The sequence below is a fragment of the Actinomadura sp. WMMB 499 genome, from assembly GCF_008824145.1.
Taxonomy (GTDB): domain Bacteria; phylum Actinomycetota; class Actinomycetes; order Streptosporangiales; family Streptosporangiaceae; genus Spirillospora.
Genome location: NZ_CP044407.1, coordinates 861,946 through 886,123 on the forward strand (window position 1 = coordinate 861,946; position 24,178 = coordinate 886,123).

The window sequence follows — 24,178 nt, forward strand, 5'->3', positions numbered from 1 at the left end:
CGGTGACATGGCCAGATACCCCCAGGGCGGCGGGATGACCGCCGTCGGCCGTGACAAACGAGAACAAGTACGGATGCAGGCCGCGCAGTGGTTCACCGAAGGGCGGCCCAACGCCCGGATCGCCGCCGATCTGCGGGTCGGGCTGCGGCAGGTGGAGAAGTGGCGGCGGGCCTGGCGCGAGGGCGGGGCCGAGGCGCTGCGGTCCAAGGGTCCGCACGGGCGCCCGCGGCTGGACCAGGCGGCCTTCGCGCAGCTGGAGGCCGAACTGAACCGCGGCCCCGCCGCGCACGGCTGGGCCCATGACCAGCGGTGGACGCTGGACCGGGTCGCCGAGGTGATCCGCCGGCTGTTCGGCATCGACTACACCCGGCCGGGTGTGTCGCTGCTGCTGCGCCGCAACGGCTGGTCGGTGCAGGTCCCCGGACGCCGCGCCATCGAACGCAACGACCGGGCGATCGAGGTGTGGAAAGAGCAGGTGTGGCCGCAGGTGGAAACACCGCGGCGGACCTGGGCGCCTGGATCTGCTTCGAAGATGAGGCCGGTCAGGGGCTCAAGCCGCCCAAAGGACGCACCTGGAGCCGCCGGGGACACCGACCCCGGGTGAGCGTGCACGGCGGCGAGCACGGCTCGCGGGTCTCGATCGCCGGAATGGTCTGCTACCGGCCCGGCCACCGCTCCCGGCTGATCTACCGCATCCACCGCTACCGCCGCCGCAAAGACGAACGCGCCGGCTTCACCCTCGCCGAGTACAAGCGCATGCTCCAAGCCGCCCACCAGCAGCTTCCCGGCGGCAAGATCGTGCTGGTCTGGGACAACCTCGGCATCCACCACTCCAAGGCGATGCGCGCGTTCATCGATGCCCACGCCGACTGGCTCACGGTGTTCTACCTGCCAGCCTACGCCCCGAGTTGAACCCGGCCGAGACGGTGTGGTCGCTGCTGAAACGCTCCATGGTCAACTTCCTGGCCACCGACCTGGACGACCTCGCCGGCATGATCAAGCACCGGCTCAAGGTCATCCAGCACCACCCCGGCGTGATCGACGGCTGCCTCGCCCCCACAGGCCTCACCCTCACCACCGCCATCACCAATTAACTCTGGTTAGCGTCGTGACCGGCCGGACCGGGAACGAACGGGGGAGATCACATGCATCCGAGGCTCGCCGAGGACCGCGACGGGCTGCCGCGCCTGCTGGAGGAGGTCCGGGAGCACGCGGCCGGGGTCCTCGGACGGCTGGGCGAGCGCGAGGTCGTCCCGGGGGCGGAGCCGGCAGAGCCGGAGCCGCTGCCGGACGAGGGGGCCGGGCTGGCGGGCGCCCTCGCGGCGTTCGCGGACCGCTGGGAGCCGGCGCTGTCGGCGAGCGCGGGCCCGCGCTACCTGGGGTTCGTCACCGGCGGGGCGACCCCGGCGGCGCTCGCGGGCGACTGGATGACCGGGGTGTGGGACCAGAACTCGGTGACGTCGCTGGACGGTGCGGGCCAGCGGCTGGAGCGGGAGACGGTCGGGTGGCTGCGCGGGCTGTTCGGGCTGTCGGACGCGCACCACGGAGCGTTCCTCGGCGGTGCGACCGCGTCCAACACCGTGGGGCTCGCGATCGCGCGGGAATGGCTCGGCGAGCGGGCGGGCGTGTCGGTCGCGGAGGACGGGACGGGCGCGCTGGGCGACGTCCGGGTCCTGTCGGGGGCGGCGCACTCGAGCGTCTCCAAGGCCCTCGCGCTGCTGGGCCTGGGGCGCCGCTCCCTGGTCGCGGTGCCCACGCTGGAGGGGCGCGAGGCCGTGGACCCGGCGGCGCTCGAGCGCGCGCTGCGGGACGCGGGCGGCCCGTGCGTGGTGGTCGCGGACGCGGGCACCGTCAACACCGGCGACTTCGACGACCTGCGCGCGATCGCCGCGCTCCGGGAGCGGTACCCGTTCTGGCTGCACGTGGACGCCGCGTTCGGGGGTTCGCGGCGCTGTCCCCGGCGCACGCGCACCTGGTCGAGGGGCTCGACGCGGCCGACTCGATCTGCGTCGACCTGCACAAGTGGCTGAACGTCCCGTACGGGAGCGGCCTGCAGTTCACCCGGCGGCCCGACCTGCAGGCGTCCGTCTTCCGGAACGCGGCCGCCTACCTCGGCCCGCTGGGCGACTCCCCCGATCTGGTGCATCTGACGCCGGAGAACTCCCGGCGGCTGCGGGCGCTCGCCGCGTGGTTCGCGCTGCGCGCCTACGGCCGGGACGGCCACCGGGAGATCGTGGAGCGGTGCACGGCGTGCGCGCGGGCGCTGGGCGACGCGGTCGAGGCGGTCCCGGGGCTGCGGCTGCTCGCGCCGGTCCGGCTGAACGTCGTGTGCTTCACGCTCGCCGACCGTCCGGACCCGGACCGGCTCGCGGCGCTCGCGGATCGCGTGGCGGGCGAGGCGTTCCTCACCCCGACGGTCCACGAGGGGGTGCCGGCGCTGCGGGCGGCGTTCAGCAACTGGCGCACCGGCGAGGCCGACGTGCACCGGATCGCGGCGGCGCTGCGCGGGGCCGTGCCCGCCGTGTGACCGGCCCGGCGCGGCCGGCGGGCGGGTCGGCCGGGCGGGTCGGCCGGGCGGGTCGGCCGGGCGGGTCGGCCGGGCGGGGTCAGCCGCGGTCGCGGCCGGGGGTGCGGCCGTACAGGTCGGCGTAGGCGGCGATGAACGCGGACGGGCTCGCGTAGCCGACCTTGTGGGCGACCTCGGTGACGGGGTGGGCGTGCAGCAGGACGCGGGCGGCGCTGAGCCGGTGCCGGGTGCGCCACCGGGTGTAGGGCATGCCGAACTCGCGGTCGAAGTCGCGCTGCAGCGTCTTGGAGCTGATCCGGAGGCGGCGCGCCCACTCGCTGAGCGAGGTGGGGTCGGCGGGGTCGTGCGAGAGGGCGCGGGCGACGGTGAGGGCGTACCCGCCGCCGGTGCCGGGGCGCGGCACGGCCCGGCCGGAGAGCGGGGCGAGGCCGGTCATGATGCGGCGGCGGGCGGCGAGCGCGGTGCCGGTGTCGCAGTCCCGGCGGGCGATCCGCCGGACGAGGTCGGCGGCCTCGGCGTCGACCGCGACCGGCCCGCAGCGGTGGTCGCGCAGCGCGGGCGGGATCTCGCGCAGGCAGACGCGGTAGACGGTCTGGTGGTCGCCCGCGCGGACCTCGTGAGCGGTGGCGCGGCCGGCCCAGTACGCCTCGCGGGGGCCGAGGAACGCGGAGGTCGAGCCGTTCAGCACCGCGAGGACCCCGTCGGGCGACCAGTAGAGCTGGTGCAGGAAGTCCTGGCGGGGCTCGCCGAACGTGAGGCCGCTCGCCGACCGGTACTTGAGCACGAAGATCCCGTCGGGCTTGCCGAGACCGTAGCCGTACTCCTCGACGTGGACGGGATCGTCGTGCAGGTGACCTCCGGGGCGCACAAGATGTCCTCTCACCGATATGTCCGAAACTTAAGTAAGGCTAGCCTAAGTCCGCCGCCCGGCGCAGGTCAGGGCGGTGTTCTCACTTGAATGACGTAAGGAAGCACCCATGTCCACTCGCACGCGACTCGCCGGAGCGCTCGCCGCCGCGCTCGTCCTGGTGACCGGCTGCGGTTCGGGATCCTCCGGTGACGCCGAGGCGTCCGGGGAGACCCGGACCTTCGCCGCCGACAACGGCGACGTGACCATCCCCGCCGACCCCCGGCGGGTCGTCGCGACGGGGTACGCGGTGCCGGTGCTCATCGAGGCCGACGCGGCGCTCGTCGGCATCTCCAGCTGGAAGCGCGGGCTGGAGATGATGTCCCCCGAGGACCGCGAGACCTACGACGGGATCAAGAAGATCGCGGACGAGACCGCCGCCTCGACCAACTACGAGGCCATCGCCGAGGCGAAGCCGGACCTCATCGTGATCGGCGTGCCCCGCCCCGTGCTCGGCGACATCGACATGAAGCGGCTGGAGTCGATCGCGCCCGTCGCGGTCATCGGGCCGACCGTCCCGTCGGCGTGGCGGGAGCTGTCGCGGCGCCAGGCGGACGCCGCGGGCCGCCAGGAGTACTACGCGGGCGCCAAGGCCGCCTACGACAAGAAGGCCGCCGAGCTGAAGACCAAGTACGCGGACGCCCTGGACGGCGTGAAGTTCGGGCACGTCGGTACCTACGGGGACGTCTCCAGCGGGACGTTCATGCGGGAGTTCAGCCAGTCGTGGGGGACGAACATCGCCGAGGACGTCGGCGTGACCTACTACGGCCAGGTCAAGAAGAAGGGCGGCGGCTCCAAGGACGTGTCGGAGACCCCGTCGATCGAGGAGATGCCGGAGAGCCTCGGCGAGGCGGACGCCATCACCTACTCGCTGGAGCCCGACGGTTCCACCGGCGAGACGGTGCAGTTCGCCCTGGACTCCAAGCTGTGGAAGAACCTGCCCGCGGTCAAGGCCGGCAAGACCTTCGGCCTGCGCTACACCGCCGCCGCCACCTACAAGTCGGCGATGCTGGCCCTCGACGACGTCGACAAGACGCTCGCGCCGCTGCTGGAAGACGGCCGGGAATGATGCGGCGGGACAACCCTCGCGCGCGGGTGCTGGAGCACCACCGGTCGGGCTCGGGCGTCGAGCGCGTCGGCTACCCGATCGAGGTGCGCACCGCCGCGATCCTGCGCCGCGAGTACGTCACGCCGCGGATGCTGCGGCTGACGTTCGGCGGCGACGGGCTCGCCGGCGGCGTGCACACCTACCAGGCCGACGACCACATCAAGATCGTGTTCCCGGATCCGGACGGGACGCTGCGCGTCCCCGTCCACAACCCCGAGACGCTCGACCTGGAGTGGCCGCGCCCGTCGCCGCCCAGCCGCCGGTACACGATCCGCCGGTACGACGCGGAGGCGCGGGAGCTGGACCTCGACTTCGTCCTGCACGAGGGCGGGCTCGCCTCGACGTGGGCCGCGGGGGCGTCCGTCGGCGACGCGGCCGTGATCGCCGGGCCGGCGGGCGCGAAGGCGTTCCCGCACCACCACGACCACTACGTCTTCGCGCTCGACGCCACCGCGCTGCCCGCCCTCGGCCGCTGGCTGGAGGAGGCGCCGGCCGGGGTGTCGGCGACGGCGGTGGTCGAGACGTCCGACGAGGCCGAGCACGAGTACCCGCTCGCCGAACGGGACGGCGTCGAGATCATCCGGCTCGTCCGGAACGGCACCGCTTCGCGGCTCGCGGACACGGTCATGGGGCTGGAGCCCGCGCCCGGGTCGTCGTTCCTGGTCGCGGCCGGGGAGGCCGACGCGATCAAGCCGCTGCGGGCGTGGAGCAAGGACCGGATGGGCGCGTACATCACCGGCTACTGGAAGCGCGGAGTGGCCGACCTTGGCGCGTGACCTCCCCCGCCGGATCACCGTCCTGGTCGCGGCCCTCCTGGTCCTGGCCGCGCTGGCGTTCGCCAGCGTGTGCGTCGGGGCCGGGAGGGCCGGGCCCGGCGACGCCTGGGAGGCCCTCACCGCGTACGCGGGGACGGACGAGCACGTGATCGTGCGCGACATCAGGGTGCCGCGCACGATCATCGCCGTGTTCGTCGGAGCCGCCCTCGGCACCGCGGGGACGCTGATCCAGACGCTGACCCGCAACCCGCTCGCCGAGCCCGGCGTCCTCGGCGTGAACGCCGGCGCCGGGTTCGCGATCACGGTGGGCGCCGCGGCGGGCTTCGCCGGGTCGTCGTCCGCGCAGCTGGGCCTCGCGCTGGCGGGCGCGGGCATCGCGATGCTCGTCGTCTACGGCGTCGGCCGGACGTTCCCGCTGCGGCTCGTCCTGGCGGGGGTCGCGCTGACGTTCGTGCTGCAGGGGCTGTCGATGGCGCTGCGGCTGGCCTACCCGGACGCCCTGGACCGGTTCCGGTTCTGGTCGGTGGGGGCGCTGGCCGGACGGGAGCGGCTCTCGCTCGAGCTGCCGCTGCTGGCCATCGGGCTCGCCCTGGCCAGCGCGATGGTCGCGGCCCGCCCGCTGGCGGGCCTGGCGCTGGGCGAGAACGTCGCCCAGGCGCTCGGCGCGCGCGTCGCCCGGGTCCGGCTCGCGGCGCTCGCGCTGTTCACGGTGCTCGCCGGGGCCTCGACGGCGATCGCCGGGCCGATCGCGTTCGTCGGGCTGATGGTGCCGCACCTGGCGCGCCGCGCCGCCGGCGGGTCGGTGCCGTGGCTGATGGCGTACACGATGGTGCTCGGTCCCGTGCTGCTGGTCGCGTCCGATATCGGCTCGCGGGTCCTGCTGCCGACCGGCGAGGTGCCGGTCGCGATCGTCACCGCGTTCGTCGGCGCGCCCGTCCTGATCTGGGCCGTGCGCCGGTACGGGGCGGTGGCCCTGTGAAGCCGGACATCGGGAAGAAGGACGCCGTCGGGGACGGCGCGCGGGCGGCCACCGCACGCGCGCTGGTCCTGCGCGCCGGGCCGGTCACGGCCCAGCTGGAGCGGCGGACGCTCGCGGCGTCGCTCGTCCTCGCCGGGGCGGGGCTGCTCCTCGGGATCGTGGGGCTGTGCCGGGGCGACGAATGGGACTCCCCCGCGACGGTCCTGCCCGCGCTCGCCGGGTACGGCGACTCCGTCCTCGTGGTACAGGAGTGGCGGCTGCCGCGGGTCGCCGCCGCGCTGCTGTTCGGCGCGGCCCTGGGCGCCGCCGGGTCGGTCTTCCAGAACCTCACCCGCAACCCGCTCGGCAGCCCCGACGTCATCGGCCTGGACGCCGGCGCCTACAGCGGCGTGCTCGTGGCGATCACGGTGTTCGGCGGGTCGGCGGCGGGCCTGGCGACCGGCTCCATCGTGGGCGGGGTGCTCACCGCCGCGGCGGTCTACGTGCTGTCGCTCGGTTCGGGGGTCGGCGGGCTGCGGCTCATCGTCGTCGGCATCGCCGCGAACGCGATGCTGACCGCCCTGAACTCGTGGATCATCCTGCGCGCCGACCTCGAGGTGGCGACGGCGGCGACGGGCTGGCAGGCGGGCTCCCTCAACGGGCTCGACTGGGCCGAGCTGCGGTTCCCGTTCCTGCTCACCGGCGTGTTCCTGGCGCTGCTCGCCGTCCTGTCCCGCGCCCTGCACCAGGCGACGCTGGGCGAGGAGGTCGCCGCCGCGTCGGGCGTCCACCTGAAGCGGCTGCGGCCGCTCGCCATCCTGGCGGGGGTGGGCTGCACCGCCGCCGTGACGTCCGCGGCGGGCCCGATCGTGTTCGTGGCGCTCGCCGCCCCGCAGATCGGGCGGCGGCTCGCGGGCGCGCCCGGGGTCCCGGCGCTGCCCGCCGCGCTGACCGGCGCGCTGCTGCTCCTGGCCGCCGACATCGCCGCGCAGACGGTCCTCGCGCCCGTCCAGCTGCCGGTCGGCGTGGTGACGACCGCGATCGGCGGCACCTACCTCATCTGGCTGCTCATCAAGGAAGTGAGACGACCGTGACGGGTCGGCTGACCGCCCGCGACATCACCCTCGGCTACGGCGACCGGACCGTGTCGGAGAACCTGACGCTGGACGTCCCCGACGGGAGGTTCACCGCGGTGATCGGGACGAACGCGTGCGGCAAGTCGACGCTGCTGCGCGCGTTCGCCCGGCAGCTGTCCCCGGCGGCCGGGCGGGTCGAGCTCGACGGCCGGGACGTCGCCGGGTACCGCCCGAAGCCGTTCGCGCGCGAGGTCGGCTTCCTGCCGCAGGGCCTCGTCGCGCCGGAGAACATGCTCGTCCGGCAGCTGGTGGCGCGCGGCCGCTACCCGCACCAGACGCTGCTGTCGGCGTGGTCGCGGGAGGACGAGCGCGCGGTCGCGGCGGCGATGGACGCCGCGGGCGTCGCCGAGCTCGCGGACCGTCCGGTGGAGAGCCTGTCGGGCGGGCAGCGGCAGCGGGCGTGGGTCGCGATGGTGCTCGCGCAGGAGACCTCCTACCTGCTGCTGGACGAGCCCACGACCTTCCTCGACATCACGCACCAGTACCAGTTGCTCGCGCTCCTCGCCCGCCTCCGCGACGAGGGCCGTACCATCGTCGCGGTGCTGCACGACATCAACCAGGCGTGCCGGTTCGCCGACCATCTGGTCGCCATGCGGGACGGCCGCGTCGTCGCGGCGGGCGCGCCCGGCGACATCGTCGACGCGGCGCTCGTCAAGGAGGTGTTCGACCTCCCCTGCATCGTCGTCCCCGACCCGCTGACCGCCACCCCGATGATCGTTCCGACTCCCTGAAATCATCGGGCCGCGTCCCCCCGTTCTGCCACTTGTGTGCAATCGATCCGTAACTCTATGTTATAACCCCTGGTCATGCGGGGGTCGCGGAACGAGAGGCATGAGCGGACATGACGGTGGACGACGGCGCTCATCTCGCGGCCCTGTTCGAGCGCCAGGTGCGGACGCGGCCCGACGCGGTGGCGTGCGTGACGGGCGGGCGGACGCCCCGGGCGGTGACGTTCGCCGAACTGGCCGCCGTCATCGACCGGACGGCTGCGGGTCTGCGGACGGCCGGGGTCCGGCCCGGCACCCGGGCGTCGGTGATGGTCCCGCCGGGCATCGAGATGGTGGCGCTCGTGCACGCGCTGCTGCGGATGGGCGCCGTCCCGGTGCTGGTCGACCGCGCGCTGCCCCAGGCGGCGCTGCGGGGCTGCCTGGCCGAGGCGGCGCCCGAGGTGTTCATCGGCGTCCCGCTCGCGCAGGTGGCCCGGGTCGCGCTCGGCTGGGCGCGGCAGCGCGTCCGGACGACCGTCACGGTGGGACCGCGGCGGCTGTGGCTGGGCCGCACCGTCCACCGGCTGCGCGCGGACGCGCCCCCCGACGCGCCCGCCGGGCCGCGGCCGTCCCTGGACGACGTCGCGCTGATCGCTTACACGTCCGGTTCGACGGGCGCGCCGAAGGGCGTCCCGCTCCGGCACGGGCACCTGCTGGCCCAGGTGCGCATGCTGGAGCGGGCGCGCCCGCTCGAACCCGGGACGCGGGTGCTGTCGACGTTCCCGCCGTTCGCGGTCGCGGCCACGGTGCTGGGCGCGTGCGCGGTGTTCCCCGCGGCCGACGCGCGGCGCCCGTCGGTGCTGGTGTCGGACGCCCGGCGCTTCGGCGTCACGGCCCTGTTCGCGCCGCCCGCGGTGCTCGACCGGGTGGCGCGGTACTGCCAGCCCCGCGGGCACCTCCTCGACCCGGTCCGGACGGTGTTCACGGCGGGCGCGCCGCTCTCGCACGCGGTGCTGGAGCGGACCCGCGCCTGCCTCCCGCCCGACTCCGACCTGTACTCGGCGTACGGCGCCACCGAGTGCATGCTGGTCAGCGCCATCGAGGGCCGCGACCTCGCGGTGACCGGCGCCGCGACCGCCGACGGCGCGGGCACCTGCCTGGGCGCGCCGCTGCCGGGCCAGCTCGTCCGGATCATCACCGCGACCGACGGGCCGATCCGCAAGTGGACCGACGACCTGCTCGTCCGGCCCGGCGAGATCGGGGAGATCACCGTCACCGGCCCGACCGTCGCCGACCCGTACCTGGACCGGCCGGGCGCCACCGCCCGCGCCCGCATCGCCGACGGCGACCGCGCCGTGCACCGCACCGGCGACCTCGGCCGCGTCGACGCGCTGGGGCGGCTGTGGTTCGCGGGCCGCGCCGCCGAGCGCGTCGGCACGCCCGGCGGCGACCTGTGCACCGGCCACGTCGAACCGATCTTCGACACGCTGCGCGGGGTGCACCGCACCGCGCTCGTCGGCGTCGGCCGCCCGTCCGACCGGCGTCCCGTCCTCATCGTGGAGCCCGAGCCGGGAACGAGCCGCGCGGAGCGCGCCCGCATCCGCGACGACGCCCTCGCGCTCGCGCGGCGGCGGCCCGGCACCGCCGCGATCCGCACCGTCCTGTTCCACTACCGGTTCCCGGTCGACGTCCGGCACGACACCAAGATCAAGCGGGACGAGCTGGCGGCGTGGGCGGAGCACAAGCTCTCCGCCGATCCCGACGGGACCCGCTGACCCCGCCGACCGGGCGGGAGTCACCCGGCGGCGTCGGCGAGCCTGGTCAGGTCGGTGAGGATCTCGGACGCCGCGACGGGGCTCAGCTCACCGAACGGACACGGGGCCTCGTCTCGCAACCGGAACCTCCCGGGCTCGGCGGCCAGCCGCACGTACTCCACGGTCTGCACGTCGCCGGTCGCGCCCGGATCGCCGACGGAGAAACCGGGGTCGAGGTCGATGACGACGTACCGGCCGTCGGCGACCCGCCGGAACATGTACTCCTGGCTGCCCGCCTCCCCCGGCGCGGCCCGCTCCCAGCCGCGCTTCTCCAGCCCCAGCACCGTCCCGAACGGAACCTTCAGCCCCTCGAACCGCTCCAGCCGCCCGCTCCCCCGCTCCTCACCGGTCAGGACGTGCACGGGACGGCCGAGCTGCTCGAACGGCTGCAGAAGCTCGTAATCGGCGAACACCCCCGTCCAGACCTGCAAAGACTCCCCGAGGTGAATCGGGTGCGCGATCCCCACGCGTGCGGACTCCGGCAGGACGAACGCCTCGTCCTCGGCGTCGGCGAACGTCCCGTCCTCGGCGACGCGGAACGCCGCCGTCCCGGCGTCGTCCTCGGCGATCCACACCAGCCGGCGGGTCAACTGGCCGACGAGCGGGTGCGCGACCATGTGCTCGCGGAACTCGGCGGGACTCCAGAGCCGCTCGGTGACGAGGGCCCGTTCGAGGCGGACCAGGGCGTCGGACGCGACGCCGCGCACGTCCTTCTTCAGCGTCGCGAACGCCTTGTAGGCCGCCGGGCCCAGCTCGGGATCGTCCTTCGCGCCCGGCTTCGGCAGCGCCTTGCGCAGCTTGCCCGACTCGTCGACCACGAACGGCTTGAGCTGCTCGTCGAACCCGACCGTGAACCGGCGCGGCCCGTAGTCGAGCGTCATCGACCCGTCCGGCGCCAGCCCGAAGCGCGGGACGAGCCGGTCGGCGAGCCGGTCGGGGGTCAGGCCGAGACCGTCGGCCACCTCCTGCACCTTCTCCTGGGCCCGCTGCTTGAGCCCCTTGAACTTCACCTTCTGCGAGATGGAGTGCAGGTGCGCCAGCGCGAGGTCGGTACCGATCTCGGCGAGGACGTCCAGCCCGGCGACCGCGTACCTGTGCCCGCCCTCCCCCGGCCAGGCACGGATGACCGGCGAGAGCATCCGGACGGCCTCGCCGTCCCCGGTCCGGCCGAGCTGCTCGAGCGCGAACGACTCCTTCGACGGCGCGCCGCCCTCCAGCCACTTGCGGAAGAGCTCCCGGCCGAACCCGGCGACGGAGTCGGCGTCGAGGACGGCGAGGACCTCGTCGAGGTGGTGGGAGACGTCCGGCAGCCCGAGGAGCTCGACGAGGTTCCGAGTCGCGGCCGCAGGGAGCGCGCGATCCCGATCCTTCATGAGGATCTGCGGGAGCAGCGCCGGGTCCGCCCAGGCGCCCGGCCGCACGCGCTCGACCAGGCCCGTCTGCACCGGGTGGGCGGACAGCATCGCGTGCAGTTCGTCCGAGGCGTCCGGGCGCGCGGCGGCGACGGCGTCCACGCCGTACCGGGCGGCGAGATGCCGCAGCGCCTTCTCGGCCTGCCCCCGTTTCTTCGCGGCCTTGCCCAGGGCCCGGACGGCGACGTACGGCACCGCGTCGAGGCCGTGGTGGGCGAACCACTCGCGCGCGGCGTCATGGCCGTCACCGTTCCGTGCGAGGCGATCGCACATGAACTCTGCGGCGCCGCAGTTCAGGGACGGCAGCAGCAGGTGCGCGTACTTGCGGGGATCCACGTCCGCGAACCGGAGGAGCCGATCGAGCGTCAACTCCTCGAAGCGGGCGATCGCGATCCTCGCCCAGTCGCCGCGCGGGAATGTCTCCGCGACGAGCGGCCGGACGACGTCGTCCGGCCCGTACCGAATCAGCTGACACTTCCGCACCCGGTCCAGCCCGCCCGCGCGCATCGCCTCGGCCAGGGCGCCCCAGGCCGGGTCGTCGGGCGGGCGGACATCGCCGGGGTCCGCCGCGAGCCACGCGTCGCGGCCGCCGTCCGGCCAGCTCATCCGGCCGTGCGGCGCCGCGAGGTCCCTGACGGCCTTCGGCACCGGCGCCTCCCACGGGGGCGAGACCAGCACCGCCGGGATCTCGCCGGCGGGCGCGTCGGGGACGCGGGCGGACGCCTCGGTGAGCGGCTCGACGACCGCTCGCACGTCCGCGGGAAGCGCCGGCAGCGCGTCGACGGCCGTCTCGACGTGCGCCCGGACGTGGTCGCGCAGCAGGTCGTCGAGGCCGCGCGCGGCGAGCAGGCGCATGGCGCGGACGGGAAACCGCCGCTGCGCGTCGGCCAGCGCGCGGCGCGCGTACTTGTCGGCGCGGCGATCCAGCAGCGCCCCGAACGCCGCGTCGGACGGCAGCAGCGCGATGGCCTGGAGGATCTGGTCGCGGTCCCGGCTCTCCAGGAACGTGCCGCCGAGGTTCTCGAGGAGGTACTCCAGGACGTCCGGGCCGACGCCGTCCGCGAGCGCGCCGAGCGCCTCGCGGGTCGCCTGCCCCCAGAAGAGCCGGGGCACGGCCGTGCGCAGGTGCTCGACCGTCCCGACGCTGGCGAAGACGAGGGAGTCGCCCCGGCGCCGACGGGGGTCGGAGTCGATGTCGGCGAGCCACTCCTCCACCCAGTCGTGACGGTTCGGCGCCAGGTAGGCGGCGGCGAGCCGCGTCGCGCCGGTGGTGCGGTGCGCGTCGAGCCGCTCCTGCTCTGCGTCCCCCGCCTCGGCGAGCAGGCTCCGGACGCGCCGCAGCGCGAGCGGGCCGGGCCGGTCGGTACTGCCGTCGTCGCGGTACGCGCGCACGGCGTACCGCCCCCGCCACTCGCCGCCGTGCTCGATCCCCACCGCCGTCCTGCACATCTCCAGCACGGCGCAGCCGGCGAACCCGGCGCCGTGCTCGACCGTCCAGGCGTCGACGAACGTCCGCCACCCCGGCGGCTTGGCGTCCTGGTGCGCCTCCATGGCGAGCGCGGCGATCACCGCGGCGCCCACCGCGTCGGGCGTCCCGCCGAGGTGCCGCCGGACGGCACCGTCGATCTCGGCGGTCGGCCGGCCCGCGTCCAGCAGCGCCTCGACGACGCCGTCGCTCCTGGCGATCAGCTTCGCGGCCGCCCCCGGCGCCTTCGCGTCGACCGTGATCTCGGGCCCGGGGGTGCCGCCGCGCCGCGGGTGCAGGGACCGCCGCCATTCGTCCGGCAGCGCCAGGACGTCCTCGTCGGGCAGGGCCGGGGGGTGATCGTTCATGTGCCCCGACGGTAGGGCATCACGCCGACATTCAAGGGCGGACCATCATCTCTAATGAGAGTTGCCGGGTCCGCTGCGGCAGACTCGGTGCCTGGTGGCCACTGGCGGGTGAGCACTCATCCTCACAGGACCGCTTCGAGTCCTACTGTCAGAGGGCGGCCTCCCGCAGCACCTCCAGGTCTGCGACGATCTCGGACGCCGTGACCGGGTCGAGCTCGCCGAACGGGTGCGTGGTGCTCCGCGACCTCCAGAACCGGCCGGGCTCGGGCGCGAGCCGCACGTACTCCACGGTCTGCACGTCGCCGGTCGCGCCCGGATCGGCGATGGAGAAACCGGGGTCGAGGTCGATGACGACGTACCGATCTTCGGCGACCCGGCGGTGCATGTACTCCTGGCTGCCCGCCTCCCCCGGCGCGGCCCGCTCCCAGCCGCGCTTCTCCAGCCCGAGCACCGTCCCGAACGGCGCCTTCAGCCCCTCGAACCGCTCCAGCCGCCCGCTCCCCCGCTCCTCGCCGGTCAGGACGTGGACGGGACGGCCGAGCTGCTCGAACGGTTGCAGGAGCTCGTAGTCGGCGAACACGTCCGTCCAGACCTGCACGGACTCCCCGAGGTGGATCGGGTGCGCGATGCCCACGCGTGCGGACTCCGGCGGGACGAACGCCTCGTCGTCGGCGTCGGCGAACGTCCCGTCCTCGGCGACGCGGAACGCGACCGTCCCGCCGCCGCCCTCCGCGATCCACACCAGGCGGCGGGCCAGGTGCCCGACGAGCGGGTGCGTGACCAGGTGGGTGCGGAACTCGTCCGGCGTCCAGCGGCGGCTCGTGGCCATGGCGCGCTCGAGGCGGCGGACCTGGTCGGCCGCGACGGCCCGGACGTCCTTCTTCAGCGCGGCGAACGTCTTGTGCGCGGCGGGAGCCAGCTCGGGGTCGTCCTTCGCGCCCGGCTTCGGCAGCGCCTTGCGCGGCTTCCCGGACTCGTCGACCACGAACGGCCTGAGTTGCTCGTCGAACCCGACCGTGAACCGGCGCGGCCCGTAGTCGAGCGTCATCGACCCGTCCGGCGACAGGCCGAAGGACGGGACGAGCCGGTCCGCGAGCTCGTCGATCGACAGCCCGCGCGCCTCCGCCACCTCGGTGATCTTCTCCTGCGCGCGCGCCCGCAGCCCCTTGAACTTCACCTTCTGCGAGATCGAGTGCAGGTGCATCAGTGCGACGTCGGAGCCGATGCGCGCGAGGACGTCCAGTCCGGTGACCGCGTACCTGTGCCCGCCCTCCCCCGGCCACGCCCGGATCAGCGGCGCGAGCCGCCGGACGGCCTCGTCGTCGCCGACGGTGCCGAGCTGGGCGAGCGCCCAGCTCTCCGCGGCGGGCCGGCCGATGTCGTTCCAGTGCGCGAACACGCTCCAGCCCAGCTCCGCGAGCGACGCGGGCTCGAACGCCGCACGCAGCTCGTCCGTCCCGTACGGGACGGGCAGGGCGAGCAGTTCGAGGAGCGTGCGGATGTCGGACGCCGGAAGTGCGCGCTCGCCGCCGCGGTACAGGACCTGCGGGAACGCGGCCCGGTCCACCCACTCGCCGACCTTCGGAGGCTTGATCACGCCGGTCTGCGACGGGTGCGCGGCCAGCAGCGCCCGCAGCTCGTCCGCCGCCGCGGGGAACGCGCCGGCGACGGCGTCCGGACCGACCCGGCCCGCGAGGTGGCGCAGCGCGGTCTCGGCGGCGCGGCGTTCCTTGCCCGCCCTGCCCAGAGCCGCGGGCGCGAGGTAGGGGACCGCGGCGGATCCGTGCAGGTCCAGCCAGGCCCGCGCGGCTTCCCCTCCCGGACTCCCGCGGGTCAGGCTCTCGCTCACGACCGCCGCGACCTCGACGCTCAGGAACGGCAGGATCAGCTCCGGGAAGTGCTGGAGGTTCCTGCTCGCCAGCCACGACACGAAACCGTGCGCGTCGAGCCCGTACCGGGCCACGAGGACCTTGCGCCACTCGCCCCGGTCGTGGCCGGCGTGGCCGTTCCACTTCGCGACGATCGGGCGCACCAGATCCTCGGGCCCGTACAGCAGGACGTTGACCTTCTCCTTCCAGGCTCCGAAACCGTCCATGCGACCGATGAGCTCCGGCCAGTCGGGGTCGGGGATCCGGTCGATCCCGCCGCAGTCCGCGGCGAGCCACTCCTCGCGCATCCCGGCCGGCCAGACGACGCGGGCCCCGGGCGCGGCCAGGCCGGACACGGCCGGTCTCACCGGCCGCTTCCACGGCGGCGAGGCCATGCAGGCGGGCAGGTCGCCGGGCGGCGCCTCCGGCACTTGCCGCGTCACCGCCGCGACGATTGGTTCGACGGTGGCGCGGACGTCGTCCGGCAGGCCGGGGAGCGCCGCCGACACCGTGGCGGCGTTCGCCCGCACGTGCCGGTCCAGCAGCCCCGCCGCCTCGCGGGAACGCCACCGGGCGAGAACGCGCGCCGCACGGACCGGGAACCGCCGCATCGCCTCGGCCAGGACCGCCCGGCCGCGCCTGTCGCCCGCCCGTGCCACCAGGGCTTCGAACGCCTCGTCCGAGGGCAGCAGCGCGAGCGCGCCGAGAGCGCGCCCCGCCGCCTCGCCGTCGACGCGCTCGTGGTCCAGCACGTGCACGAGCCACGGCGCGACGTCCGTCCCGAGCCCGTCCAGCATCGTCGCGAGGACGTGCACCGGCAGGTTCTCCCGGTAGTACCTCCCCCGGCAGTGGTCGAGCTGGGCGGGACGGCCGAGCGAGCACCGCTTCAGTTCCTCCAGCACGCCCCACGTGATGTGCCCGCCGAGGAGCGCGTCGATCCGGTCCTGGCGCGTCGGAAGCAGGTACGCGATCATCCACGACGCCTGGACGGCGTGGTCGTCCGCCCACTCCATCCCGTCCAGCTGCTCCGCCGCCTCCGCGTACACGGCGTCGTCGGCGTCCGCCAGGAGGGCCCGCACCCGCAGCAGCACCGGCACGGCGGTGTGCTCCGGCGACGGCCGGATCCGCTTGCCGGAGAGGGAGCGGTGGTCCCCGTCGGTGAAGTCGATCCTGACCAGTTCGAGCGCGGCCCGGGCGGCGAAGGCGATCCCGTGTTCGGCGGCCCAGGCGTCGACGAACGTCAGGCACGCGTGCGTCAGCCTGCCCCTGCCCCGGGTGGCGACCGACGCGAGCGCCGCCGCGCCGGCCGGGTCGGGGGCGCCGTCCAGATGCCGCCGCGCCGCGGCCGACCGCGCGGAATCCCCGTCCACGAGGCCGCGGACACCGTCGCCGGCGTCCGCGAGGAGCCGCCGGGCCGCTTCCGGGTCGCCGGGCGGCTCCAGGGGCACCGGGACGCCGCCGCGCCGGGGGTGGACGTGCCGGAGCCACGACTCCGGGAGCACGAGGGCGTCCTCGTCCGGCAGCTGAAGATCATCCATGACGGGCCAACGTAGGGCACTCCGCCGACGTCCCCAGGGGGTCGACAAAAGCCCCCGCCGTTCGTGCGGGACGATGGGAGCCCGCAGAAGAGGAGGTCACAGTGGAGATCGGGGACGGGACCCTGGCGGTGGGCGCGGGACGCCCGCCCGCGGAGAAGTTCGCGCCGACGATGCCGGGCCCGGCGTTCGCGGCGCACTTCCACCTGCCGGGCGAGCCGGTCGGCCCCTACACCTACGGCCGCGACTCCAACCCCACGTGGACGCTGCTGGAGACCGCCATCGGCGAACTCGAGGGCGGCGCCGAGGTCGCGGCGTTCTCGTCCGGGATGGCGGCGATCGCCGCGGTCCTGCTCTCCCAGGTGCGGGCGGGCGACACGGTCGTCCTGCCGACCGACTGCTACCAGACGACCCGCGCCCTCAAGGAACGCCTGGAGTCCTACGGCGCCGAGGTGCGGATGGCCCCGACGGCCCGCGACGCCCAGCTCGACCTGCTCGACGGCGCCCGCCTGATCTGGCTGGAGACCCCCTCGAACCCGAACCTGGACGTGTGCGACGTCGCCCGCATCGTCGAGGCGGCGCACGCCGGCGGCACCCTCGTCGCCGTGGACAACACCCTCGCGACCCCGCTCGGACAGCGGCCCCTCGACCTCGGCGCCGACTTCTCCATGGCCAGCGACACCAAGGCGATGACCGGGCACGGCGACGTCCTGCTCGGCCACGTCGCCACCCGCAGCCCCGAGCTGGCCGAGAGCGTCCGGTGGTGGCGCAAGACGGTCGGCGCGATCCCCGGCCCGATGGAGGCGTGGCTGGCGCACCGCTCCCTCGCGACCCTGCAACTGCGCCTCGACCGGCAGTCGGCGAACGCGCTCGCGCTCGCCGAGGCGCTGCGCGCCCGCCCCGAGGTGTCGGGGCTCCGGTACCCGGGCCTCCCCGACGACCCCTCGCACGACCTCGCGTCCCGCCAGATGAAGCGGTTCGGCTGCATCGTGTCGTTCACGCTCCCCGACGAGGCGTTCGCCGAACGCTTCCTCGCCGCCCTCACCCTCGTGACGCAGGCGACGAGCTTCGGCGGCGTGCACAGCTCGGCGGAGCGGCGCGGCCGCTGGGGCGGCGACGCGGTCGAACCGGGCTTCGTCCGGTTCTCGGTCGGCGTCGAGGACACCGCCGACCTCGTCACCGACGCCCTCCGCGCCCTCGACGGGGCTCGTCTCAGCCCTTAGCCGACCCCGAGTTCAGTCGGCGTGGACGTCGACGCGCGCGCCGACTGGCGGCGCTGCACGGCGTCGACCGGCACGTGACTCCTTCGCGATCTTGCGGTCCCGGTTCGGCGATCGGGCGGTGGAGTTCTCTCATTCACCTTTCACGACGGGCTCATCGACGGCTTCCGACCTGCGGCCCGGCGACCCGGTCGGGGGCGACCGGGCGGACGGGACGATCGTCCGGTTCGCGGTGACGCGGCTCGCGCGGCACGGCAAGGCCGGCGGGCCGGACTCCGTCTACGCGCCCTCGCCCGGCCCGGAGGTCCGGCTCATCACCTGCGGCAGGACGTTCGACCGCGACCGCGGGAGCTACCGCGACAACATCGTCGTCCACGCGAAGGCGCGCTGATCACGCCCGGCCCGCGCCATCCGTGGCCTGCGGGAAACGTTCCCGCAGCAGGTCCCAGCTCCGCGCCTCCAGCGCCTCGAACCGGGCACCGACCGTGTGCGGGGCGGTGCGGGCGGCGGCGAGGATCTCCTCGATCTCGCGGGCCAGCGCGGACGGCTCCACCCGTTCGGCGGCCCGCAGGCTCGCGGCCGTCCCGCGGCGGGCGTCCGGTGTCCCGGGCGGCGCGGCGAGCTGCCACAGGTAGGCGACCTGGAGGCGGCTCGCCGGGCCGTCCGGGCACGCCGTGATCCGGGTCCAGGCGGCGAGCAGGTCGGACAGGACGAACGTGACGTCGAACGTGCGCTCCGCCGGGCCGCCCCGGCCGGCGGCGAGCCGGTCCCAGGCGGCGAGGTGCCGGGGGCCGGTCAGCCCGTGCCGGAAGGCGTCCGCCGGATCGTGGCCCGTCCGGCGGAGCGCCTCCAGGACGGGCGCGTGCCCGCCGGCGTCGAGCGTGTGCCCGAGCTCGTGGGCGGCGAACAGCTCCAGCGCCGGGCCCGCACCGTGCGGGATCTCCCGCAGCAGCGCGCCCGCGTGCCGCTGCCCCGGCGTCAGTCCCGGCGCCCGCTCGCCGTGCTCGGCGAGCCAGCCGTACCCGGCCGCGACCACCTCGATGGACGCGGGCTGGTACAGGAACCCGGGGTGTCCGGGGACGCTGAGGGCGTAGTGGCGGCGGGCGAGCACGGACGCCGCCAGCTCGTGCGCCGCCGTGAACCGGCGCCCGTCGCGCCGCACCGCCGTGCCGGTGCGCAGCGCGGCGAAGGACGCGTGCCCGGCCCACTGGACGATCCCGTCACCGGCCCGTCCGGCCTCGGCGTCCGGCAGCAGGGCGCGCGCGGCCCGCAGGGCGGCGCCGGGCGCGTTCCGGACGTCGCCAGGATCGATGCCGAACCGGCGCAGCGGCCCGAGGTCGACGCTCCGGAGGCGCTCGACCGTCCGCGCGAGCATCGCGCCGCGCCGTCCGGGCCGTTCGAGGTACTCGCGGACCGTCCCGATCCCCTCGTTCGCCGCGATCTCGCGCATGAACAGGTGCGACGGGTAGTCCAGCGGATGCCCCGAGAGCAGTTCCCGCTCCTCCGCCGCCGCCAGCACCCGCAGGTGGTCCGCGCGTCCGAGCAGCCGCAGGCACTCCAGCCGCGCACCGTGCTCCCTGTCCATGCGGGCAGTCCAGCAGATCGCCGCTCCCTTGTGGGCGCACCGGGCCTCGATCGTCGGAGCCGATCACTACACTCCCGGCCCAAATGAGCGAATACCAGTATTACGAGTTCCTGGCCATCGACCGTCCTCTCGACGAAGACGAGCAGGCCGACGTCCGCGCGCTGTCCACCCGCGCCGAGATCACCGCCACCGGCTTCACGAACGAGTACGAGTGGGGCGACTTCAAGGGCGATCCGGACACGCTGATGTCGCAGTACTACGACGCGCATCTGTACTGGGCGAACTGGGGGACGCACCGGCTGATGCTCCGGTTGCCCAAGGATCTGCTCCCTCCCCGCGTCGCCCGCGAGTACGCGGTTGACGAGCACGTGATCGTCCGGACGACCGGCGACCACGTGGTGCTCGATTTCCACAGCGAGGACGAAGAGGGCGAATGGGAGGAGGACGCCGTCCCGGGACTGGCGTCGCTGGTCGGCGTCCGCGCGGAACTGGCCGCCGGTGACCTCCGTCCCCTGTACCTCGCGTGGCTCGCCGCCTACGGGGGCTGGGAGCGCGACGAGGACGCCTTCGGCGACGACGCGGAGGACACGCCAGAGCCTCCGGTTCCCGCCGGGCTCGACTCGCCGACCGCCGCGCAACGGGCACTCGCCGACTTCCTCCGGCTGGACGGCACGCTGCTCGGCGTCGCCGCGCGCGCCAGCGCTCCCCCGCCCGGCGACGCCGCGCTGAACCGTCACATCGGGCGGCTGCCGGTGAAGGAGAAGGACGGGCTGCTCCTGAAGCTCGCCCAGGGGCAGGCCGCCGAGGCCCGGTTCGAACTGCTGAACGGGCTGCGGGGCGAGACCGGAACCGAACCGGCGGAGCGCCGCACGGTCGGCGACCTCCTCGACGCCGCCACCGAGGCCAGGTAGGCGAGGCGCGCAGGCGCGCCCCCGCCGAACGGCCCGGTGCGGCTGCGGAACCCGGACGAGGATGTGGACGATCTTCCGTTGACCGAGAGCCAGGCAAGCCCCATTCCTGCCTATATTGATCGCTCACGGTGTCGGCGGCGCCAGTCGCCTTCGGCCGTACGTTCCTTACCCGTGCTCTGCAAGGCATGTCATCAGGGGGGCGTTGTCAGTGGGCAGGCGCAACGGTAACCGCGGGGCGCCGGGCGGCCGGGCGGCTCGCGGCGTGTTCGGAAAGATGGCCGGTGACTTCTTCCCTGCCCCCAAGCGGAGGAATCCCGGTGATAACGGGCCGACGCCACCCAGAACCGGCCGCACCAACCCCGGCCCCGGCGGCTCGCCCCCCGGTGGCCGCAGGAACGGGTCGGAGCAGTCGCGGGCCCGTCCGACCAACCGGACGCCGAGCGGCGGCGACCCGATCGGCATCGTCACCGGCGACGTGCTGCTGTCGCAGGTCGACGTGTCGTTGTCGGGGGTTCTGCCGCTGATCCTGGAACGGACGCACGTCTCGTCGTTCCAGGCGGGCCGCTGGTTCGGGACGTCCTGGGGTTCGACCCTCGACCAGGCGCTCGAACTCGACAGCGAGGGCGTGCACTTCATCGGCGCGGACGCATCCGTCCGGACCTATCCGCAGCGCCCGGTGCCGAACGTGGCGTTCATGCCGGGCGCCGGGCCACGGCATCCGCTCGTCCTGACCTCCGCCGGCGGGTACACCGTCACCGACCCGTACGCGGGCCGCACGCTGCACTTTCCCGCGCCGGGTGAGGAGACGGGATGGTCGCGGCTACCGCTGACGGCGATTACCGACCGCAACGGCAACCGCATCGACTTCCTGTACGAGGAGCAGGCGCTCACCGAGGTGCGGCACTCGGGCGGCTATCAGATCCTGGTCGACACCGCCCCGACCGGTGACGGCGACCGCCGCGTCACCGCGCTGCGCACACCGGACGGGACGACGCCGGTGCGGTTCGGCTACGACGACGCGGGCGACCTGACCGAAGTCTACGACGCCTCCGGTGTTCCGCAGCGGTTCACCTACGACGCCGAGCACCGGCTGACCGGATGGGTGGACCGCAACGAGCATTGGTACCGGTACACCTACGACGAGCGGGGCCGCGCCGTCCGCGGTGAGGGCTCGGGGGGCGTCCTGAACACCATGTTCGTCCACGAGCCCGACAAGCGCCGCACCCTGGTCTCCGACGCGCTCGGGAACACGACCGTCCACCGGTACAACGAGTACGACCAGATCGTCGAGGAGACCGACCCGCTCGGCAACGTCACCCGCTCCGAATGGGACGAGTACGACCGGCTCCTCTCGCGCACCGACCCGCTCGGCCACACGACCCGGTTCGCTTACGACGAGCGTGGCAACCTCACCGATGTCCGGTATCCCGATGGCACTTCCGGCGCGACCGAGTTCAACGAATTCAATCTGCCCGTCCGCCGCGTCCGGCCCGATGGGAGGCAGTGGGCCTGGGAGTACGACGAGCGCGGCAATCTCGCCCGGGAGACGGACCCGGCGGGGGCGGTCACCACCTTCTCCCACGGCGAGCGAGGTGGCCTGGTCTCGGTCACCGATGCGCTCGGCGCCACCACCCGCGCCGAACTCGACGCCGCCGGCCTGCCCACCACCATCATCGACGCGTCCGGCGGCACCTCTCGCCGCGTTTACGACGCGATGGGACGGCTCACCGGCCATACCGATCCGACGGGCGCACGCACCACCTTCGCCTGGACGGTCGAGGGGCGGCCCGCCTCGGTGACGCGGCCCGACGGGACGGTCGAGCGGTGGCGGTACGACGGCGAGGGCAACGCGATCGAGCACACCGACGCGTCCGGTGGGACGACCCGCACCGAATACGGCCCGCTGGATCAGCCGACGGCCGTGATCCGGCCGGACGGGTCCCGGCTGGCGTTCACCCACGACGCCGAGCGGCGCCTTGCCACCGTCACCAACGATGCGGGCCTGACCTGGTGTTACACCTACGATCCGGCGGGACGCCTGACCGCTGAGACCGACTTCAACGGCCGCACCATCGCCTACGTCCTCGACGCCGCGGGGCGCCTGACGTCCCGCACCAACGGCGCCGGCCAGACCGTCGCCTACACCCGCGATCCCCTCGGGAACACCATCGAGAAGACCAGCGGTGACCAAGTCACCGCCTTCGCCTACGACCCGTTGGGCCGCCTGATCGAGGCCACCGGCCCCGGCGGCGCGCTGCGCCTGGAACGCGACGCGCTCGGCCGCGTCACCGCCGAGACCACCGGCGGCGCCACCACCGCCTACTCCCGCGACCCGCTCGGCCGCGTGATCCGCCGCCGCACCCCATCCGGCGCCGAAGCCGTCTGGGCCTACACGCCCACCGGACTGCCCGCTCGGCTGGCCACGGGCGGCCAGACCCTCACCTTCACCCACGACCTCGCGGGCCGCGAGACCGGCCGCCGCATAGGCGCCTCGGCGGCCATGTCCCAGCAGTGGGACTCCTTGGGCCGCCTCACCGCCCAGACTCTGTGGGGTGCTCCCACGTCCGCCGGCGACCAGGCGCGGCTGTTGCAGCACCGCACCTACGCCTACCGCCCCGACGGGAACCTTACCGGCGTCACCGACAGCCTCAGCGGCGACCGCGCTTACGCCCTCGACACTCGGGGCCGCATCACGGCCGTCACCGCCCACGGCTGGACCGAGCGCTATACCTACGATGGCAGCGGCAACCTCGCCCACGCCGACCATCCGGCCCCCGACCCGGACGCGGCCGAGAGCGGGGTTCGCGAATACGACGGCACGCTTGTGCGGCGTGCCGGGCGCACCCGCTACGAGCACGACGCCCAGGGACGCATCGTCCTGCGCGAACGCGTCACCCTGTCCGGCAAGCGCCGCACCTGGCGGTTCCACTGGGACGCCGACGACCGGCTCACCGCCGTCGAAACCCCCGGCGGCTCACACTGGCGATACCACTACGACCCGCTGGGCCGCCGCATCGCCAAGCACCAGTACGCGCCCGACGGCGGCACCCGCCTCCAGAGCTACGCCTACGCCTGGGACGGCACCCGCCTCGCCGAACAGACCCACCACATCCACGCCCGGGACCGCCCGCGCCGCATCACCACCTGGACTTATGAGCCAGGCACCCACAAACCCCTGACCCAGACCGAGCGCCACTCCGCGACCGCGCCGCAGGAGTGGATCGACCAGCGGTTCCACGCCATCGTCACCGACCTGGTCGGCACCCCGGCCGAACTCGTCGATCCGGGCGGGGCCGTCACGCCCGCCCGCACCAGCGCGTGGGGAGCACCGGCGACCGACACCCCGTCCCCCTGCCCCCTGCGCATGCCCGGCCAGTACCACGATCCCGAGACCGGCCTCCACTACAACTTCCGCCGCTACTACGACCCCGCCAATGCCGGATACCTCTCGCCCGACCCACTCGGCCTGGCACCGCAACCCAACCCGCACGCCTATGTCCCCAACCCCACCACCTGGCTCGACCCTCTCGGCCTCACCCCGCACAACTACGGCGGGAGCAGCGGGCAGCCCCGCGTCCCGTGGACGTCGACCGGCCAGTATGACGCGGACGGGCATCCCATCGACGGGACGAAGCTGCCCACCGACGACGCGCTGACCGCGGCGGAGCGCTGGGTGGGCCCCGGGTACAGCGAGCCGGTCCCCGGCTCCGGCAGGTTCGTGTCGGCGGACGGAACCCGGGTCGCGAGAATGGGGGAAAGCGACATCACCGGTCGGCACGGCGGTGGCCCGCACATGAACTTCGAAGGGTTGGCGCCCAACCCGCGAAGACCCGACAGGATGCAGGTCATCGAGAACCGGCACATCTACATCGACTGACTCG

General features: G+C 74.3%; 17 protein-coding genes and 1 pseudogene. 14 read left to right on the forward strand and 4 right to left on the reverse strand.

Annotated elements, in window-relative coordinates; translation table 11 throughout:
- The first annotated feature begins 7 nt into the window (after positions 1 to 7).
- The 4 genes and pseudogenes from F7P10_RS03815 to F7P10_RS03825 all read left to right on the forward strand — a co-directional run bounded on the left by F7P10_RS03815 (position 8) and on the right by F7P10_RS03825 (position 2,527).
- The gene (locus F7P10_RS03815; RefSeq protein WP_151008099.1) at positions 8 to 604 is read left to right on the forward strand and encodes a winged helix-turn-helix domain-containing protein; all 597 of its coding nucleotides are present in this window, start codon (positions 8 to 10) and stop codon (positions 602 to 604) included.
- A complete protein-coding gene (locus F7P10_RS43110) occupies positions 520 to 912 on the forward strand; it encodes a transposase (protein ID WP_254716722.1) in 393 nt (130 codons plus the stop codon). Before F7P10_RS03815 ends, F7P10_RS43110 begins: the two co-directional genes overlap by 85 nt.
- Positions 909 to 1,094, forward strand: coding sequence for a hypothetical protein (locus F7P10_RS43115; RefSeq protein WP_218040367.1), 186 nt, complete (start codon positions 909 to 911; stop codon positions 1,092 to 1,094). The genes F7P10_RS43110 and F7P10_RS43115 overlap by 4 nt, the downstream gene beginning before the upstream one ends.
- Positions 1,095 to 1,145: 51 nt before the next feature.
- Positions 1,146 to 2,527: pseudogene (locus tag F7P10_RS03825) on the forward strand (aspartate aminotransferase family protein).
- Between the two features lie 79 nt (positions 2,528 to 2,606).
- Here the strand turns inward: F7P10_RS03825 and F7P10_RS03830 are convergent.
- Positions 2,607 to 3,395, reverse strand: coding sequence for an AraC family transcriptional regulator (locus F7P10_RS03830; RefSeq protein WP_218040368.1), 789 nt, complete (start codon positions 3,393 to 3,395; stop codon positions 2,607 to 2,609).
- A gap of 109 nt (positions 3,396 to 3,504) precedes the next feature.
- Here F7P10_RS03830 and F7P10_RS03835 point away from each other — a divergent pair, with 109 nt between their 5' ends.
- The 6 genes from F7P10_RS03835 (at position 3,505) to F7P10_RS03860 (ending at position 9,894) form a co-directional block, all read left to right on the forward strand.
- Positions 3,505 to 4,503 (forward strand): ABC transporter substrate-binding protein, encoded by a 999-nt coding sequence (locus F7P10_RS03835; protein ID WP_151008101.1) that lies wholly within the window; start codon positions 3,505 to 3,507, stop codon positions 4,501 to 4,503.
- A complete protein-coding gene (locus F7P10_RS03840) occupies positions 4,500 to 5,318 on the forward strand; it encodes a siderophore-interacting protein (protein WP_151008102.1) in 819 nt (272 codons plus the stop codon). Before F7P10_RS03835 ends, F7P10_RS03840 begins: the two co-directional genes overlap by 4 nt.
- Positions 5,308 to 6,297, forward strand: coding sequence for an iron ABC transporter permease (locus tag F7P10_RS03845; RefSeq protein ID WP_151008103.1), 990 nt, complete (start codon positions 5,308 to 5,310; stop codon positions 6,295 to 6,297). Before F7P10_RS03840 ends, F7P10_RS03845 begins: the two co-directional genes overlap by 11 nt.
- Positions 6,294 to 7,370 (forward strand): iron chelate uptake ABC transporter family permease subunit, encoded by a 1,077-nt coding sequence (locus tag F7P10_RS43865; protein WP_176611289.1) that lies wholly within the window; start codon positions 6,294 to 6,296, stop codon positions 7,368 to 7,370. Before F7P10_RS03845 ends, F7P10_RS43865 begins: the two co-directional genes overlap by 4 nt.
- Positions 7,367 to 8,143: an ABC transporter ATP-binding protein gene (locus F7P10_RS43870; RefSeq protein WP_151008104.1), complete on the forward strand. Its 777-nt coding sequence runs from the start codon at positions 7,367 to 7,369 to the stop codon at positions 8,141 to 8,143. Before F7P10_RS43865 ends, F7P10_RS43870 begins: the two co-directional genes overlap by 4 nt.
- A gap of 110 nt (positions 8,144 to 8,253) precedes the next feature.
- Complete coding sequence (locus F7P10_RS03860) at positions 8,254 to 9,894, forward strand: fatty acid CoA ligase family protein (RefSeq protein ID WP_151008105.1); 1,641 nt, start codon at positions 8,254 to 8,256, stop codon at positions 9,892 to 9,894.
- Between the two features lie 20 nt (positions 9,895 to 9,914).
- On the opposite strand, the gene F7P10_RS03865 is transcribed toward F7P10_RS03860, so the two are convergent.
- Together F7P10_RS03865 and F7P10_RS03870 are read right to left on the reverse strand one after the other, a co-directional pair.
- Entirely contained in the window at positions 9,915 to 13,178 is a 3,264-nt protein-coding gene (locus F7P10_RS03865; protein WP_151008106.1) for a DUF4132 domain-containing protein, read from the reverse strand.
- A gap of 148 nt (positions 13,179 to 13,326) precedes the next feature.
- Positions 13,327 to 16,584 (reverse strand): DUF4132 domain-containing protein, encoded by a 3,258-nt coding sequence (locus F7P10_RS03870; RefSeq protein WP_151008107.1) that lies wholly within the window; start codon positions 16,582 to 16,584, stop codon positions 13,327 to 13,329.
- Positions 16,585 to 16,685: 101 nt separating this feature from the next.
- On the opposite strand from F7P10_RS03870, the gene F7P10_RS03875 reads away from it, so the two are divergent.
- Both F7P10_RS03875 and F7P10_RS03880 read left to right on the forward strand, forming a co-directional pair.
- Positions 16,686 to 17,804 carry a cystathionine gamma-lyase gene (locus F7P10_RS03875; RefSeq protein WP_151008108.1) on the forward strand — a complete coding sequence of 373 codons (1,119 nt, stop codon included), beginning with the start codon at positions 16,686 to 16,688 and terminating at the stop codon, positions 17,802 to 17,804.
- 118 nt (positions 17,805 to 17,922) lie between these two features.
- Complete coding sequence (locus tag F7P10_RS03880) at positions 17,923 to 18,192, forward strand: sortase (RefSeq protein ID WP_151008109.1); 270 nt, start codon at positions 17,923 to 17,925, stop codon at positions 18,190 to 18,192.
- Here the strand turns inward: F7P10_RS03880 and F7P10_RS03885 are convergent, their stop codons facing one another.
- On the reverse strand, positions 18,193 to 19,386 hold the full coding sequence (locus tag F7P10_RS03885) for a hypothetical protein (RefSeq protein ID WP_151008110.1): 1,194 nt from the start codon (positions 19,384 to 19,386) through the stop codon (positions 18,193 to 18,195).
- Between the two features lie 83 nt (positions 19,387 to 19,469).
- On the opposite strand from F7P10_RS03885, the gene F7P10_RS03890 reads away from it, so the two are divergent.
- Positions 19,470 to 20,297 (forward strand): hypothetical protein, encoded by an 828-nt coding sequence (locus tag F7P10_RS03890; protein WP_151008111.1) that lies wholly within the window; start codon positions 19,470 to 19,472, stop codon positions 20,295 to 20,297.
- A 262-nt stretch (positions 20,298 to 20,559) separates the two neighbouring features.
- Complete coding sequence (locus F7P10_RS03895; RefSeq protein ID WP_151008112.1) at positions 20,560 to 24,174, forward strand: RHS repeat-associated core domain-containing protein; 3,615 nt, start codon at positions 20,560 to 20,562, stop codon at positions 24,172 to 24,174.
- The last annotated feature ends 4 nt before the right edge of the window (positions 24,175 to 24,178 follow it).